Below are 16387 nucleotides of genomic sequence, written 5' to 3'. Positions count from 1 at the left end.
ACATCTAATTTGCTACTTACTATGCTATATTAACTCCACAAAGTTATTGCCAACTTGACTTTTGACTATTCTATTGATTTAGTATGCCACATATTTTATAACTTTGCACTTAATAAAATATTATTAATTCGATATATCATTAGTTCAATGTACTTCTTTATAGTTCGCTATCAATTTACACCAATATTGTGAATTGTCTATTTACTATACTAATTAATTTAAATTTTTTAAATCATAAGATGATGATTAGTTTCTATCAACAAATATATAAGAATAATAATTCTAAAATTTAAGTTACTAGTGTTAGTGGAATCTAGTTTTCCAAATAAAAAATGTACTAACTTTATACGGTGATGTCTAAAAATTAATTTTTGGAGACATCACCATTTTTTATCTATGTTCTATTGCACCTTTTGTTTTTACATATCAATTAAAAACATAGTTGCATCACTTTAACTTTTTAACAATTGCCGAAGTGACATTTATAATTGCTTGCATCGAAAACCCCTTCATATCACTTCTAAATTCTTCACTTTCCATATATGCTTTATCAGCTGCTAAAACATCTACTTCATCTGGGTACGTACAAATTGCAATAACCTGGCAATTCTCAAGTGCAAGAAAAACACTCTCAACTTCTATCTGGAATTTTTTTAAACTTTCGATATGTCTTGACCAATTAACCTCAAAATATTGTTTAGTTGCTGTTTGATCTGCTAAAGTGTATGTTCTGATTTCATATTGCATTTCATATCATCTCCTTAACTCTATTAAACCAGTTTATCTGTTTTAAAGTTAGACAAATAACCGCAAATGTCTAATTACGAATTTTGCGGTTATACCCTATATTATCCTAATCCAGTATCTCAGAAGTTACTATTTTTGATAGAAACCCTACTATGTTCTAAAAAATTGATATGGTTGCTTGTTCTAGTAGCTGTTTTGTCAACTTAACTTCTGCTAATTTTGTATCTGTGTAAGCCATAAAATAATAGCTTAAATTATTTAAATCCATAATTCCCTTATACTGCGTATAGTCAACAACATTTTTACTTGTTATTTTAACACCCTTCGGGATATCAACTGAATTTAACACGTGTAACACTGCATTCACACCATTCTTCACACCAGCCGAATGATCAGAATATTGTTTTAAAAAAGTAGTCCTAATAAATCGAGATGCCGATGTATAATCACCTGGAAGACCTAACGCACCTGAACCTGGACCATCAGATACAGTTTCATAGTCACCATATTTCTTAGAGGTAAAATCTGTTGGTTGTAAATTTACATAATGATTCAGATTATTCATATGCCATAAAAATTCTGGCGAATTGGTCATTACACCCACTTCGTTTTGATAGAACTTAGCTCCTTGCGCTGTAATCTCCAATACACCTGTTTTACCCAAACTATCTGCAACAATCCAATGTAATGGTACTTGCGTTTGAAGTAATGGATTTATTTTCTCAACTACATTTAATTCGGAATACCTTTTTTCAAATTCAGCTACTGTTGCGATATTTCCTAACGCCCAAGAAACCATATCAGTTGATGCAACATTCAAAGCCCCTTCCTTGTTGTTTGTACTATATTTTGCATTTTTTTCAAAATATAATGAAGCAATTGAAAAACCCTTCTCGTTGAAACCATCTGCAAAAATATAGCCGTCAACATCCCTTCCTGCACCTATAAAGCCATATTTTGTTGTATATTTTGTTCCTGCTACTAGCGAACTAAATTCATATTCACGCGGAATATAAATTAATTGTGCCTCTAGTTCAAAAGAAAAGTCCATCGTCCTAGCTAAAAAATGCGTATCATCCTCAGTGGCAAAAGATAATGCTGTACACATACTCTCCATCTCTCTTCAAAAAATTTATACAGGTTTAATGTTAAAACAAATCAAAAGTATTCGCAATTAATTATAACTGCTTAATTAAAGTTAGCACAATGAGTATTTTAAAATGGAACAAAAAACGACTAGACTAGCTAATTAGTGTTAATATTATAAATTAGATAATCTGACATTTAGCCTTGATTTACGGAGTTAAACATAACTAATTACTTTTTAGTGCATGTATTGGTACTAAACTAAATATTCTGAAGATAAATTTGAGCCCGACACTTTTATGTTGGACTCAAATTTTCACTTTCTAATTTTCAACAGTAACTGTCCCATTTTCTAAAGTAACATCCTTATTACTAATAATTTGTCCTGCTTCCGGGTCGGTTAAATATTTTATACTATTACTCATACCCACTAAAGGATCACCTGCTTTAACCGTAATCGTTGATGCTGCTTCACCAGGATACTTCTGATCCATTTGTTCGAAAATAGTAATATCCTCTTGCGGTAAATCATCTGCAGCTACAAGGGTACTCGTCTTCGTGTAAGTCGTCGTTTCACCATCGCCAATCCGAATCATTTTATTTTCACTAAGAAACAAATATAAATACCCTAAACTATCACCACTAGCAACTGATTTTCGTGTTAATTGATATCCAACATTAGCCGCATTAACTTTTTGAGAAGCATAAGTTTCGTTTTGATTTAATGAAACCAATGAATATGAACTTAATTCTTGAATCACGGATCGCTCATAACTGTCATAACGCTGCTGATATAAATAACCGTCTTTAATCATAATTTTCCCAGTATCATTGGCACTAGTTGTGGTAGTAGCTGCAATCCATGTCCCATTAATCTTGTTCAATGGTATCTGACCAGTTGCCTTCTTCTTACTTGTATCAGTAAATACTTGTCCACGCTCAATCGTAATCGTTTGATCAGTATCTACATATTGAATGTTAATTGCATATAAATGATGTCCTTTAGCAACAAAAGCTTGCATAAGTGGCAAACCATTTGTTTGCGTTTTCAAATAAACCAAATCTGAAAGTTTGCTAATCTTGATGTCCGAACCTAATTTTTTCAAAACCTGATTAACTTGTGTAACTGTCATTAAATGAATCTTCTTCTGGGCACTTTTCATATAATTTTTTCGCATATTACGTTCCCATGTTTTTAATGATACTTTCTGATACTTTACTGGGCTTGATATAAATTGTCCATTAGATGTAGTCCAGCTAGAAAGAGCATCTGTTTTCAAAACCACAGATGTCGAGATGTCACTAGAAACACCTTGTCCTTGGGTCTGTTTTGAACTAACTCCCTTACTAAACGTCCAAGTTTTAGATTTTGCTTTTATCGTTTTATTTGTGGTTGCTTTAACAGTATCATTTGAAGTCACATTTGACTTTTTCCCCCGAGTACTACAACCTGAAACAAAAACCGCCAATAACAAAGTAACTATAAAAATATTTAATTTGCGCATAACATTATCCCCTTTTTATTCAGACAACCAATTATAGCACTTTCAAAAGAGGATAAATATAAAAACATCACTTAAACATTTGAGTCACTAATATCACATTATAAGGAGTTGTTTTACTGATAGGAAAATGTTGAGAGTACAAAAACAATCTTTAGCCCTACTCTGCTGAAATGTCAATAACATACCCTCTAAAAAGTTATTTTAATTACAGTATAAAATGTAATTGTAAAGCATTTCATTAATTATTTTTTACATATCATTTGCCGAAACTTGAAAATTCAAAAAGAGACTTGAATCCTGTGCCCAGTTTATTGCACCGATTCTTGCTCTCAAATATATTTTTAATTTAAAACAGCTATACTAACATAATAATCATGCTCCCAAAATATCTAAAATAAGTTAACCATCACTTCAAAAAATTAGAAAATTTATGAATTTCATAGCAACTTATGAATAATTTGGTTCCAAACAACTCCATTATTTTTTAGGAATCAAAAATTCTACTGCAAATCCTAAAACAATAACACCTATAGCAGCAAGCATCCAGACCTGTCCATTAATAAGATGTATCGCCTCTAAAAAAAGTAAAAATAAAATAACTATTAAATAAGATAAATGTTTTTTATTCCACATTTTTATCACTTCACTTCATTAAATTTAATGCTGAATAAAACTATACCCTACTCCTATATGCGTTTGAATATATTTTGTTGAGTCTTCATTAGGTTCAATTTCTTTTCTTAAAGATGCAATAGCTACTCGCAAAGATACAGTATCATTTATTGGTTTATCTTTCCAAATAGTTCTCATTACATAACCATGAGTTAGTACCTTAGCCGTATTTTTTGCAAATAAACATAATAGATTAAACGTAGTTTCAGTTAATGTTAATGCCTTATTATCTAGATATGCTGTTCTAGCAGCATAATCAATTCTTAGATTTCCATTTTGATAATCTTTAACTTCAACTTCATCCACATCTTGTATCAATTTTAATCTACGTAAAGCCACACGTATTCTAGCTAGCATTTCATTTACTGAAAAAGGTTTAACAAGATAATCGTCTGCCCCTTCATCTAAAGCTTTTATTTTCTCACTTTCTTCGCTGCGAGCTGAAATTACAATTATTGGAATCATTTTATTAATTCTGATTTTTTTGATGACTTCTACTCCATCTATATCTGGTAAACCAAGATCCAAAAGAACTATATCTGGTTTAAAAATTTTAAAATCAGTAATTGCACTATTTCCATCTTTACTCCACGTGTAAGCGTAGTGACTTGCTTTTAAAGTCATGGATATAAGTTTTCCAACTTCTGTATCATCTTCAACTATTAAAATTCTTGTCTCGCTCATATTTCATCCCTCCATAATGGCAGTGTAAAATAGAATCTAACTCCACTTGGATTAAGATTTTCCACATCTATTTTCCCACCATTAGCTTCTACAATTGATTTACACAGTGCTAATCCAATACCCATGCCCTTTCTTCCAGAATATTCTGTATTCCCAGTATAGAAAAGATCAAAAATCTTTTGCTTTACTTCTTTAGCAATATGCGGACCATCATTTGAAATACCAATCTCACACATATTTTTTCCAACTGAAGTTGCTTTTAAAGAGATTAGTGAGCCCTTGGGTGCGTATTTTATCGCATTGTTAACTATATTTATTATCACTTGTACAATTAATTGTCCATCTGTTTTTACAATCAATTCTGGATTTTCAATTTTAACCTTTATATTGTAATTCTCTGCATCTTTGCTCAAATGCATAATTGCTGACTGTAAGATGTCCTCGACAAGCTCTGGTTGCCACTTCACCTTTAACATATTATTTTCTACTTTTGTCATAGCCAACAAATTTTCAACTAGATCAATTAACCATGTCGCATCAGAATAAATTGCTTCATACAGTTCTGTCTTTTGTGCTTTTGTTAGTGTATAGTCTTGATGTAATAAAATATCCGTGTTGCCTAAAATTGTAGTTAAAGGTGTTCTTAAATCGTGTGAGATTCCCCGTAACAAGTTAGCTCGTAACTTTTCTTGTTTAGCAATCATCTCGCTTTTATTTTGTTTTTCTCTAATTTGAATTCGCAATACCGCTTGTTCACATTCCTCACAAATAGATGTTAGCAGGTTAAATGTAAATGGATCTAATGTTTCACTATTTTTGATATTTAATGCAACTACTGCAGATGCTGTCTTACCTTCTTCACCCGTTGTAATTGGTAAATACATAAAGCTTGCTTTACAAAGAGTATCTGTTCCAAACCCAGCTTCATGGCTATTTCTTAAAACCCATAATGCAATTGCCTTTTCTTCTTTTGTTGAAATGTCTTCAATATTATTTCCCTTATTATCCGTAAAATAATACGGTATGCCTAAGTCATTATTTTTTTCGGGATATATACAAACTGAACATTTTAATAATTCTCTTAATTGATTTCCTGTAACATAATAAACGTCTTTGATATTCACTGCCTGTTGCAAAGTTCTACTAGTTTTAAGCAATATTTCTGTTCTGTATGCTCTTTTAGCATCTAGTTTACTTTGCTTTTTTATTTTCGAAGTCCATGTACTGCTCAAAAAAGCTACAATAAACATGACTATAAAAGTTAAAATATTATTTGAATTACTTTCCAAAGAACCAATTGGATGCGTAAAAATATAATCATATACTACTAGCATTGCAACCGAATAAATTAATGAAGTTGCTCTTCTATTTGTTACAAGTGCTGTAATCATAACCCCTAGTATATATATCAATATCACATTAACGTTATTTGATCCTAATGTTTGAATACCAATCCCTAATACTGTGCAAATAAATAGTATTAGTGTCGTCCAGACAGAATCTGATAAATTGATCTTTTTCCTGAAAGCTATAGAAATAATATTTTTTAATGTATTCTTTTTTTTTGCTTTTACTTCAGTGATTACATATTTATCTATTTCTGGAATTTTTTGATTCAACTGTTCTATCAAACTATCACGCCATTTTAACCAGTTTGATCGATTTGAGCCTAGAACTATTTTTGATATTCCCTTTTCTTTAGCATATTCTGCAATTAATTCTCCTTTGTTAAATCCATATAAAATCGTTATATGTGCACCTAATTTTTCTGCTAGTTGCATATTAACTAATAACCGTTCATCTTGAATTTTTTCGCTATCTTTATTACTAATATACACACCAATTAATTCACAATTAACTGCTTTTGCCAGCCGAGCTGCTGCTCTAATTACACGCTCATTGCTTGAAGCTCCAGATATACATACTAATAATTTCTCTGTTGCCCCCTCTTTACTAGCAAGATACATTGTCATTTTTCTTAATGCTAAGTCTCGTAAATAGGCTAAGTTTTCATTTTGGAAAAAATTATTTAAAGCAAAATCTACTTTTTCTGTCGTATATACTTTTCCAGCCCTTAGTCGCATTATAAGATCACTAGGTTCTATATCAACTAACTTAATTTCAGATGCAATCTCAAATATATAATCTGGAACTGTTTCTTTAACATCAACTTTCATTAAATGTTGAATTAAATCATTAAAACTTTCTACATGCTGAACATTTAACGTTGTATAAACATCAATTCCTGCAGCAAGCAATTCTTCAACATCCTGATATCTTTTACTATGTTTTGTATCATCAATGTTAGAATGGGCTAATTCATCAACTAAGATTATCTGCGGCTTTCTCTTTAAAGCATCTTCTAAATCAAATTCATTTACTTTAATGCCCTGATATTCTACTTGCTTAGGTTTTAAACAATTCAGCCCTTTTGCCATTGCAGTAGTTGCTGGCCGATTATGTGGTTCCAAATATCCAATAATTACGTCAACACCGTTTGCTTTTAATTCTTGCGCTTCTTCTAACATTGCATATGTTTTACCTACACCAGCCGCATAACCAAAAAAAATTTTCAATTTTCCCCGTGTGACTTTTTGTTCATATTCATTTTTAACCTTTAATTGGTGCAACAAATTCTTCATCTCATCGGTATTATCTTTCAACATTCAACACCACCTTTTACCTTTCGTTTAGTTAACTGTCATGCTATTACTAAGCAACAATTGAACGCTAGAAAGCGAGATTTTTTCCATTTTAACATCATTTACTAATCCTATCGAGTGCAATATTTACCTCCAATACATTCACCCGATTTTCACCAAAAATTCCATATGTTTTTTCAACTATATTATTTTTAATAATCTTGTTAACTTTTTTTATTGAAATATCTCTTGCTCTTGCAATTCGCTTTGCTTGATAAAAAGCAGCTTGAGGTGAAATCTCAGGATCCAAACCACTTCCAGAAGTTGTTACTAGATCAATGGGTACATTATTTTCACCTGGATTCAACTTTTTAATAATAGCAGCACGATTTCTAACTTGTCGTATTAATTGTGTACTTGTTTGAGAAAGGTTGGAAGCACTGGCATATAATATTGTCTGTCCTTTGCTTGTCTTAAATAAATTTGTATCAATTATCATGTTCCTTCCCCATAAATATTTTTTCTCTGTAAACGGTTGTGCTATCAACTTTGAACCTATACTCCTATTGTGTATCGTTAATATACTTCCATTTGCTTGCTTATTAAAAAAAGCCTGTCCTATCATTGTCACAACTAATGTATATATAATTGTCAGTAACGTAGCAACAATCAAAGCTTTTATAGAATCTTTAATTACATTAATCATTCTATATTCCCCTCCTTAAACTATTCCTAATAACGATGCCACAATCATATCAATTAACTTTATTGCTATAAAGGGTATGATTATACCGCCTAAACCATATATCAATAGGTTATGATTTAATAACTTCTTGGCCGTTACTTCTCTATATTTAACTCCCTTTAAGGCAAGTGGTATCAAAGCGACAATTATTAAAGCATTAAATATCAATGCAGATAAAATTGCGCTTGTTGGACTAGATAGATGCATAATGTTTAAAACTTGTAACCTAGGATACAGATTCATAAAAATTGCGGGAATAATCGCAAAATATTTTGAAATATCATTGGCGATAGAAAACGTTGTCAGGCTTCCTCGTGTCATTAAAAGTTGTTTACCGATTTTTACTATTTCCAGTAACTTTGTTGGTGAAGAATCTAAATCAACCATATTTCCCGCTTCTTTGGCAGCCTGTGTACCAGAATTCATTGCAACGGCCACGTCAGCTTGTGCAAGTGCTGGAGCATCATTAGTTCCATCACCAGTCATTGCAACTAGATGACCTTTTTTTTGAAATTCCTTAATTGTTTCTAGCTTACTTTCAGGAGTCGCCTGCGCTAAAAAATCATCTACTCCAGCTTCAGCCGCAATTGCAGCTGCAGTTATCGGATTATCACCTGTAATCATGATAGTTTGAATTCCCATTTTTCGTAAATCAGCGAACTTTTCCTTAACACCTTTTTTTATGATGTCTTTAAGATATATAATTCCATAAATTTCATAGTTTTTTGTTACAACTAAAGGGGTTCCTCCCTTTTTTGAAATTTTTTCTACAATATTTTGACATTCCTTACTATATTGGTGATTATTCTCTTTAACATATTTTTCAATATTAGCAGCTGCCCCTTTTCGTATCTCTACATTTGCGTAATTAACGCCACTCATTTTTGTTTGTGCTGTAAATGGTATAAATTCAAGATGTTTTTCATTGATTTTACGTTCACGTAATCCAAATTGATTCTTAGCAAGAATAACAATAGATCTGCCTTCTGGTGTTTCATCAGCTAAAGATGCCAATTGAGCAACATCTGCCACCTCACTTATCTCATGTCCATCAACAGGAATGAATTCAGCTGCACGTCGATTTCCTAATGTTATTGTACCTGTTTTATCCAATAATAAAACATCAACATCTCCTGCAGCTTCAATTGCTCGACCACTCATTGCTAAAACATTAGCTCGATTCAAACGACTCATTCCTGCAATACCAATAGCTGATAACAATGCACCTATTGTTGTAGGAGCTAAACAAACCAATAATGCTATCAACCACACAACGGAAATTGAATCTTTAACACCTAGTAAGACAGATGTCATTGACGTATACGTATATAAAGAAGCTGTTACAAGCAAAAAAATTAATGACAATGCGACTAAAAGAATCTCTAAAGCAACTTCGTTAGGTGTTTTTTTTCGATTAGCTCCTTCTACCATTCCAATCATTTTATCTAAAAAACTATTTCCCGCTTCTTGAGTTACTTTTATAACTAGCCAATCTGAAAGAATTGTAGTTCCCCCAGTAACAGCAGATCGGTCTCCACCTGCTTCTCTGATAACTGGAGCAGACTCACCAGTTATTGCACTTTCATCAACCGAAGCTGCTCCTTCAACTACTTCTCCATCTGCTGGAATTTGTTCATTAGCCTCAACTAAAAAATAATCACCTTTTTTTAATAACGTACCCTCAATACTTTCTATCTGATTTTTATCATTTTTATCAATTAATTTATGTGCTATAACTTCCTTACGTGTTGCTCTTAAAGAATCAGCTTGTGCTTTTCCTCTTCCTTCTGCAACGGCTTCTGCAAAATTTGAAAATAGACAAGTTGCCCATAAAATTATAGCAACACATAGTATAAATGCTGCTGTTACAATTCCATCTTTAATACCGAATAGGGAAAAAACAAATAGTATCGTTGTTAAAAGCGCTGATACATATACTAAAAACATAACTGGATTTTTCAACTCATCTTTAGGTGATAACTTTATAAATGAATCTTTGACAGCTCTGAGTAACATTGATTTATCAAACATTGAATTATTTATCATTTTTTTCTTTTCCATTTTAAAATCTCCCCTCAACGTCTAGTTAAAAAGTCAGCAATAGGACCTAGTGATAGAGCTGGGAAAAAACTTAATACCCCAATTATCAAAATTACAAGTATTAGTAAAACAATAAATGTAATGTTGCTCGTTGATAATGTTCCCGAAGTCTCTGCACTAACCTTTTGTTTTGCCATACTCCCAGCAATTACCAAGACTGCAAATATCGGTAAAAATCTACCAATAATCATAACGAGCCCAAGTAAGATATTTAAAATTTCCGTATTACCATTAAATCCACTAAATGATGAGCCATTATTTCCTCCAGCAGAAGAAAATGCATATAACAATTCAGAAAAGCCATGTGCTCCGCTATTGGTTAAACTTCCCAACGTTGATTTTAGGGTTGCTGCAATCCCACTTCCAAGTAAAATAGCAAGTGGAGTCGCTAAACATGCTAGCACAGCCATTCGCATTTCTTTAGGACCGATCTTTTTCCCGAGATATGTTGGTGTTCTACCAACCATTAGGCTAGCAATAAAGACTGTCAGAATAACAAATCCCAACATTCCATACAAACCTGAACCAACACCACCAAAGGCTACTTCTCCTAATTGAATCAAAATCATAAAAATCATTCCTGCAAATGCTGAAAAACTATCTAAGGATGCATTGACGGAGCCTGTACCAGTTGCAGTTGCAAATACAGACCAAATTGATGAAATGGTAACCCCATTTCTTATTTCTTTTCCTTCCATATTAAGATTTCCAATATGTGCTAATGAAAAGCCCTTTTGTTCCATAAGCACACTGACAACTAAACCAAAAGTCAATAAAATAGTCATTGTTATAAAAATTGCGATTCCTTCTCTTCTTCGCTTAATTGAAAAACCGAAAGTAAAACAAAGCGCTGCGGGTATTAACATCATTGCGGTCATTTCTATAAAATTTGAAAGAGGACTTGGATTTTCATATGGATGTGCTGAATTTGTTCCTAATACACCCCCACCATTACTTCCCAATTGCTTAATTGCTACTTGACTCGCCTGAGCGTATAAAGGTAATTCCTCTTTAGTTATAATTGAAACATTATTAATTTTCTTTCCATTAACTGTAACTGCTTTAGTCTTTACATTTATTTTGGCATTTGTAATTGGAACTCCATTATCATTAACAGCAACTGGTTGAACCAAATCAACCGTTTTTGACCCGCTAAATGTTTGTGGAACTCCTGTTGCAATTAAAATAACTGAAGTTACTAAACTCAATGGAATCAAAACATAAAGTTGTATTCTGATAAAATCCTTCCAAAAATTTCCAATTACATTCACCGAAGAGCGTTTCAGCCCTCTAATTAGAGCAAATAGTACAGCTATTCCTACAGCTGCTGACACAAAGTTCTGAACTGTAAGACCCGCAATTTGTGAAAAATTTGATAACGTAGTTTCACCTGAATACGATTGCCAATCAGTGTTTGTTACAAATGAAATTGCAGTATTAAATGCTAAAGTCCAACTCATTCCTGTAAAATGATTTGAGTTCATAGGTAACAAATCTTGAAATTTTAATATCAAAAAAAGAACAATAAAACTCATCACTGACAAAGATAGTACACTTGATAAATATTTTTTCCAATTCATTTCTTTCTGATTAATCTTTAGCCATTTATATACTTTGTTTTCAAATGGACTAATTACTTTTGTCATGAAATTTTTTTCACCATCTACTAATTTACTCATATATAAACCAAGTGGAATTGCTAAAATAAATGGTAAGATTACGTATGGTAAAATTTGAACAATTATATTCATTTTCCTCCCCCCTTTAACAAAATATATATAAGATAAATAAATAGTCCAATCGTTGTTAATACTGTCATGACCATAATCATCTAATCTCCTCCTTTTTTACTCTTCTGAATATAGAGACTATAACAAACTTGGTGTTAATATGGTGTTAAAAAATATCTCTCCGTGTTAAATCTTTGTTAATTATCTTCATACAACAAAACAATGACGAATAATTAAAGATATACTTGTTACTAGAAACTTCTACAAAAAAAGGTAGCTGTAAAAATCAAACTCGATTTTTACAGCTACCTCTTTAATCCTATCCTAAATAAAAAATCTTCAGCAACCAAACAGTACGTATTTTAATTAGTATATCTTTTACACATGTCTCTTAATAAATTCTTCCACCGGCAATCTAAAATCCATATAATATTTTTCTAAATCTTGCCGAGACCAATTCCACCAAGCAATACTTTCTAAATCAGTTTTAATTTCATCTGAAAAACGATCTTTAATTACTTTAGCCGAAACACCACCCACAATTGTGTATGGTTCAACATCATGCGTAACAACTGCACCTGAGCCAATTACTGCTCCATTACCAACCGTTAAGCCGGTTTGAATAATCGCACCATGTCCAATCCAAACATCATTTCCAATTGTCGTTCTAACTTGTTGCCGTTTCTCTAAAAAATCAGTGTCTTTTTGATCAAATCCATAAGCTGCACCATTATATGCAAAGATATGCTGCGAAACCCGATCATATGGATGATTAGTCGGCCCTATTCGCACTTGCGCAGCTATACTAATAAACTTCTTCAAATCACTATTCTGCATAAAACAATATTGACCAGTGTAATTATAATCACCGATTACACAATTATCGATCAAATTATTCTCGCCTAATTCAATCCATTGACCTAGTGTAGTTCGCTTAAGTTGAGTTCCTTTGCCGATTGTCGGTTTGTCTTTTGAAAGCTTTGGAAAATCCATGTGCATAATTAGGGCCTTCTTTCTCAGCTAACTTATTGTTAGTTTATTTAGTATCATTATTATAAAGCATTAATTATCAATATACAAAATAAAAACGACTAACAAATTTCGCTTAAAAAAAGCATGTCTCCGACTGAGTATCGGAAACATACCTTAATAGCATAAAAATATCTAATTTTGTCTAACCTTTTGTATCGCACTTCATCAATCATCAAAAACGTGTTTTCGTTCAGCATGTGTATAAAAAATCCAAGCAACAACTCCAAAGAAAACAGGGCCAAAAGCGGTCCAAAATGCGGTTAAATAACTTCCATCAAGTAATGGCTCAATACATGTAAAGATAATTCCAATTGCAATCACTAACCAAACCACAATTGTAACAATCCATGTCCAGCGCATACTCTTATAAAAAACAAATGGTCGATCTAACTCTTGTTTCATTTTAAAGAACGGAAATGCTCCTACTAAAAAAAGATATGGTGCAGAAGAAGAAACGTTCATCATGTCAGTCAAAATTGTATAAAATTGATTGGCAGCATCCCCACCCAATGCAATAAAAATCGTGATTAAACAAACAATAATTGTCTGTGTCCACATTGCAGCTGCAGGCATATTAAATTTATTCATCTTTGTTAATTTTTGTGGTAATAAGCGCTGATCACAGCCTTCGATAAAAGATTTGATTGGTGAGTATGTCATCACAAATGCGGCACCTAATCCACCAAAAACATCACTCATAGCTGTAATCTGTGAAAAAATTTTCCCTAAACTAACTGCAGCTACATGGCCTAACCCTAATTTTGTTCCAACCGTTAAGCCCATATTATTGATTAAAACATACTCAACATTAGCTAGATTAACATTCTTTTTACCAAGAATTGCTTGCCAATTAGTACTTACACCACAAAGAAAAATAGCTAAAACATACAATAATGTCATCAATACCATTGCAATAATTAATGCGCGTGGAAAAGTTTTTTCCGGTTTATCAACAGAGTCAATTACACCAGCCATTGTTTCTAAGCCACCATAAGCAAATAAAGAGTAAATAATAAATGAAATAATTGCAATTGGCGAAATGAAACTAGTATTGGGTGATGTTATCAAACTTGTTTTAGTTAAAGGTTCAGCTAAACTACCATGATTCAATAACCAAATTAGCATACTACAGCCTATAAAAACGACTGCAATTCCTAAAGTAAAAATCCCACAAAATGAAGCAATTTTAGCAATATTTTTAATTCCACGACTAGCAATTAAAGTTACCACACATAAAAAAATTACTTCTAATACTCCTAGTGTCTGATCTGAATTTAAACCAAACACATGCCACGTTTGTGTCTCATCTTGTCCTGAAATCATTGTTGAGATCGAAACCAATAAAAACTGGGTTGAAGAGACTAACCAAACAACCCAAGCTGCTAACCAAATAAATGTACCTATAAATGCAGGCTTTTCTCCGATGGAACCTCGTAACCACGAAAAGATTCCCCCTTTTGCAGCTTTAAATGATGCTCCATATTCGGCAAACATCAATGCTGAAGGAACAAAAAAGAGTAATGCTGTGACAATATACCAAATAATACTGGAATAACCCATTTGATAAAATGCCGTTAATGAATTACTAAAACCAAAAATTGATGAAAAAATCATCAAAACAAGACCGCTCGTTTTGATTTTTACGGCTGTTTTTTTATCCATCCAATTCAACTTCTTTCTGTATGCTTAATTAATAATTATACACTTTAAATTCATGTTTGATTATTAATAAAAGGTTAGTAATTGCTTAATTTAATCTATTTTCTTAACATTTATTTTAACTACTTTTTTATGCAAGAAATCTTAAATTGCTATCCACTAACTATAGATACAGTTCGCTAGCATGCATTACTCTACTGGCTAGTTTATATTTCCAATAATTTTAATAAATATTGTCTAATCTTTAATTACACTAATCTAACTCTATGAATCTTGTATATACCACGGTGTTAACTATTCAGAAAAATTAACATCTTTTGTTTCACTTACTGTTAATAAAGATATTAAGCATGCTATAGCCATCACACCTAAATATAATCCAACAAACTTTACTCCCAAATTATCTGCTAACCACGTTGCAATTGTGGGTGAAAATGCAGCTCCTACTATTGCGGCAAAATTATAAGAAATGCCTGCACCTGAATAACGAACTTCTGTTTTAAAAAGTTCTGGTAATAAAGCCCCAACTGGTCCAAATGCAATTCCCATTAGAGTAAAACCAACTACTAAAAAGGTGCTTACACCTATAAAGTTACGTTGACCTTGTAACAAATAAGGGAACAATAAAGAGAACACTACTAAAGCGCTAGATGAAAACAATAAAACACGGCGACGTCCAAAAATATCTGCTAATTTTGAAGCATATACAATTAAAATTGCAAAGACAATTATTGCACCCATTAATAAAAACAAATATTCACGATTCGAAAAACCTAACATCGTCGTAGCATAAGTTAGCGACCAAGTTGCTAATGTATAAAATAATGTATATGTTACCGAAACAATAAATGTTCCTTGAATAATTTGTCTCCAAGATGTTTTGAATACAAATTTAAGTGGTGATTTAGTTGTTAAGTTTTTAGCTTGCGCTTGTCTAAATAATGGCGTTTCTTGCATTCTTTCTCTAACCCAAAAACCAACAATAACTAAAACTGCTGAAGCTAAAAACGGAATGCGCCAGCCAAATTCAATCATTTGCTCTGGAGTTAAAAAAGATTCTAATGTGAAAAATAACCCATTACTTAAGAAAAAGCCCAATGGAGCTCCTAATTCTGGAAAAGCACCATAAAGTGCACGTTTACTATCTGGTGCATTTTCAGTAGCTACAAGTGCTGCCCCCGACCATTCTCCGCCTAATCCAATTCCTTGAATAAAGCGACACGAGCAAAGTAATATAACTGCGAAAAGACCTAATGTTTTATAGTCAGGTAACAGACCAATTAATACAGTTGATACACCCATCAATAACAAAGAAACAACTAATGTCTTTTTTCTACCAATTTTATCTCCGAAATGGCCAAAAATAAATGATCCTAAAGGTCTAGCTACAAAAGCTACTCCGAAAGTCAATAAACTTAGTAAAGTGGCAATTGTTGGTGTTACTTCAGGAAAGAAAACCTTGGGAAAATACGTAGCTGCTGCCGTGCCATATGCATAAAAATCAAAAAATTCAATTGCAGTGCCAATCATAGATGCTAAAATAACCGTTTTAACAGAATCTCGTGTCATATTATATGTATCTAAGTTTTGTGTATCAGAATTACCTTTTGTTAATGTATCCATTTAAACATCCTCCTAAAATTTGTACTAAATTCCTTTTCTCTCTATCTTCTAGCTATTATCCATCAAAATCTCTCCTTTTTTACAAATCATGACCACCCGTCAAACGGGTGGTTTGCTCCAGGGCTATAAGCCCTATGTACTTGCCAGCGTCTCAAGGCGCTG

12 protein-coding genes are annotated in these 16387 nt (G+C 32.4%); all 12 read right to left on the bottom strand.

What is annotated here, in order from left to right; genetic code table 11:
* Positions 1 to 447: 447 nt before the first annotated feature.
* Complete coding sequence (locus LB941_RS04675) at positions 448 to 747, bottom strand: NIPSNAP family protein (protein ID WP_253359915.1); 300 nt, start codon at positions 745 to 747, stop codon at positions 448 to 450.
* Positions 748 to 904: 157 nt separating this feature from the next.
* Complete coding sequence (locus LB941_RS04670; RefSeq protein ID WP_253359913.1) at positions 905 to 1855, bottom strand: choloylglycine hydrolase family protein; 951 nt, start codon at positions 1853 to 1855, stop codon at positions 905 to 907.
* A gap of 301 nt (positions 1856 to 2156) precedes the next feature.
* Positions 2157 to 3338, bottom strand: a complete 1182-nt coding sequence (locus tag LB941_RS04665) for a hypothetical protein (RefSeq protein WP_253359911.1) — start codon at positions 3336 to 3338, stop codon at positions 2157 to 2159.
* Positions 3339 to 3815: 477 nt separating this feature from the next.
* Positions 3816 to 3971 carry a hypothetical protein gene (locus LB941_RS04660; RefSeq protein WP_253359909.1) on the bottom strand — a complete coding sequence of 52 codons (156 nt, stop codon included), beginning with the start codon at positions 3969 to 3971 and terminating at the stop codon, positions 3816 to 3818.
* Positions 3972 to 3995: 24 nt separating this feature from the next.
* On the bottom strand, positions 3996 to 4694 hold the full coding sequence (locus tag LB941_RS04655) for a response regulator transcription factor (RefSeq protein ID WP_253359907.1): 699 nt from the start codon (positions 4692 to 4694) through the stop codon (positions 3996 to 3998).
* Entirely contained in the window at positions 4691 to 7360 is a 2670-nt protein-coding gene (locus LB941_RS04650) for an ATP-binding protein (protein ID WP_253359905.1), read from the bottom strand. The genes LB941_RS04655 and LB941_RS04650 overlap by 4 nt, the downstream gene beginning before the upstream one ends.
* 94 nt (positions 7361 to 7454) lie before the next feature.
* Positions 7455 to 8042: a potassium-transporting ATPase subunit KdpC gene (kdpC, locus tag LB941_RS04645; RefSeq protein ID WP_253359903.1), complete on the bottom strand. Its 588-nt coding sequence runs from the start codon at positions 8040 to 8042 to the stop codon at positions 7455 to 7457.
* 15 nt (positions 8043 to 8057) lie between these two features.
* Positions 8058 to 10142, bottom strand: coding sequence for a potassium-transporting ATPase subunit KdpB (kdpB, locus tag LB941_RS04640; RefSeq protein ID WP_253359901.1), 2085 nt, complete (start codon positions 10140 to 10142; stop codon positions 8058 to 8060).
* Positions 10143 to 10156: 14 nt separating this feature from the next.
* The gene (locus LB941_RS04635; RefSeq protein WP_253359900.1) at positions 10157 to 11932 is read right to left on the bottom strand and encodes a potassium-transporting ATPase subunit KdpA; all 1776 of its coding nucleotides are present in this window, start codon (positions 11930 to 11932) and stop codon (positions 10157 to 10159) included.
* 357 nt (positions 11933 to 12289) lie between these two features.
* The gene (locus LB941_RS04630; protein WP_253359899.1) at positions 12290 to 12910 is read right to left on the bottom strand and encodes an LbetaH domain-containing protein; all 621 of its coding nucleotides are present in this window, start codon (positions 12908 to 12910) and stop codon (positions 12290 to 12292) included.
* Positions 12911 to 13108: 198 nt separating this feature from the next.
* Positions 13109 to 14605 carry a glutamate/gamma-aminobutyrate family transporter YjeM gene (gene yjeM, locus LB941_RS04625; RefSeq protein WP_253359898.1) on the bottom strand — a complete coding sequence of 499 codons (1497 nt, stop codon included), beginning with the start codon at positions 14603 to 14605 and terminating at the stop codon, positions 13109 to 13111.
* Between the two features lie 291 nt (positions 14606 to 14896).
* Positions 14897 to 16225 carry an MFS transporter gene (locus LB941_RS04620; protein WP_253359897.1) on the bottom strand — a complete coding sequence of 443 codons (1329 nt, stop codon included), beginning with the start codon at positions 16223 to 16225 and terminating at the stop codon, positions 14897 to 14899.
* Between the last annotated feature and the right edge of the window lie 162 nt (positions 16226 to 16387).

The sequence above is a fragment of the Ligilactobacillus ubinensis genome, assembly GCF_024160875.1.
In the GTDB taxonomy this organism is placed as follows: Bacteria; Bacillota; Bacilli; order Lactobacillales; family Lactobacillaceae; genus Ligilactobacillus; species Ligilactobacillus ubinensis.
Note: the sequence above shows the minus strand (reverse complement) of the source record. Positions and strands in the feature narration are given on the sequence as shown.

Bases quoted from the DNA above. Each gene is read 5' to 3' on its own strand.
- yjeM (WP_253359898.1), bottom strand. From the start codon at position 14,605: ATGGATAAAAAAACAGCCGTAAAAATCAAAACGAGCGGTCTTGTTTTG.
- kdpC (WP_253359903.1), bottom strand. From the start codon at position 8,042: ATGATTAATGTAATTAAAGATTCTATAAAAGCTTTGATTGTTGCTACG.
- LB941_RS04635 (WP_253359900.1), bottom strand. From the start codon at position 11,932: ATGAATATAATTGTTCAAATTTTACCATACGTAATCTTACCATTTATT.
- LB941_RS04655 (WP_253359907.1), bottom strand. From the start codon at position 4,694: ATGAGCGAGACAAGAATTTTAATAGTTGAAGATGATACAGAAGTTGGA.
- LB941_RS04670 (WP_253359913.1), bottom strand. From the start codon at position 1,855: ATGTGTACAGCATTATCTTTTGCCACTGAGGATGATACGCATTTTTTA.
- LB941_RS04620 (WP_253359897.1), bottom strand. From the start codon at position 16,225: ATGGATACATTAACAAAAGGTAATTCTGATACACAAAACTTAGATACA.
- LB941_RS04675 (WP_253359915.1), bottom strand. From the start codon at position 747: ATGCAATATGAAATCAGAACATACACTTTAGCAGATCAAACAGCAACT.
- LB941_RS04630 (WP_253359899.1), bottom strand. From the start codon at position 12,910: ATGCACATGGATTTTCCAAAGCTTTCAAAAGACAAACCGACAATCGGC.
- LB941_RS04650 (WP_253359905.1), bottom strand. From the start codon at position 7,360: ATGTTGAAAGATAATACCGATGAGATGAAGAATTTGTTGCACCAATTA.
- LB941_RS04660 (WP_253359909.1), bottom strand. From the start codon at position 3,971: ATGTGGAATAAAAAACATTTATCTTATTTAATAGTTATTTTATTTTTA.
- LB941_RS04665 (WP_253359911.1), bottom strand. From the start codon at position 3,338: ATGCGCAAATTAAATATTTTTATAGTTACTTTGTTATTGGCGGTTTTT.
- kdpB (WP_253359901.1), bottom strand. From the start codon at position 10,142: ATGGAAAAGAAAAAAATGATAAATAATTCAATGTTTGATAAATCAATG.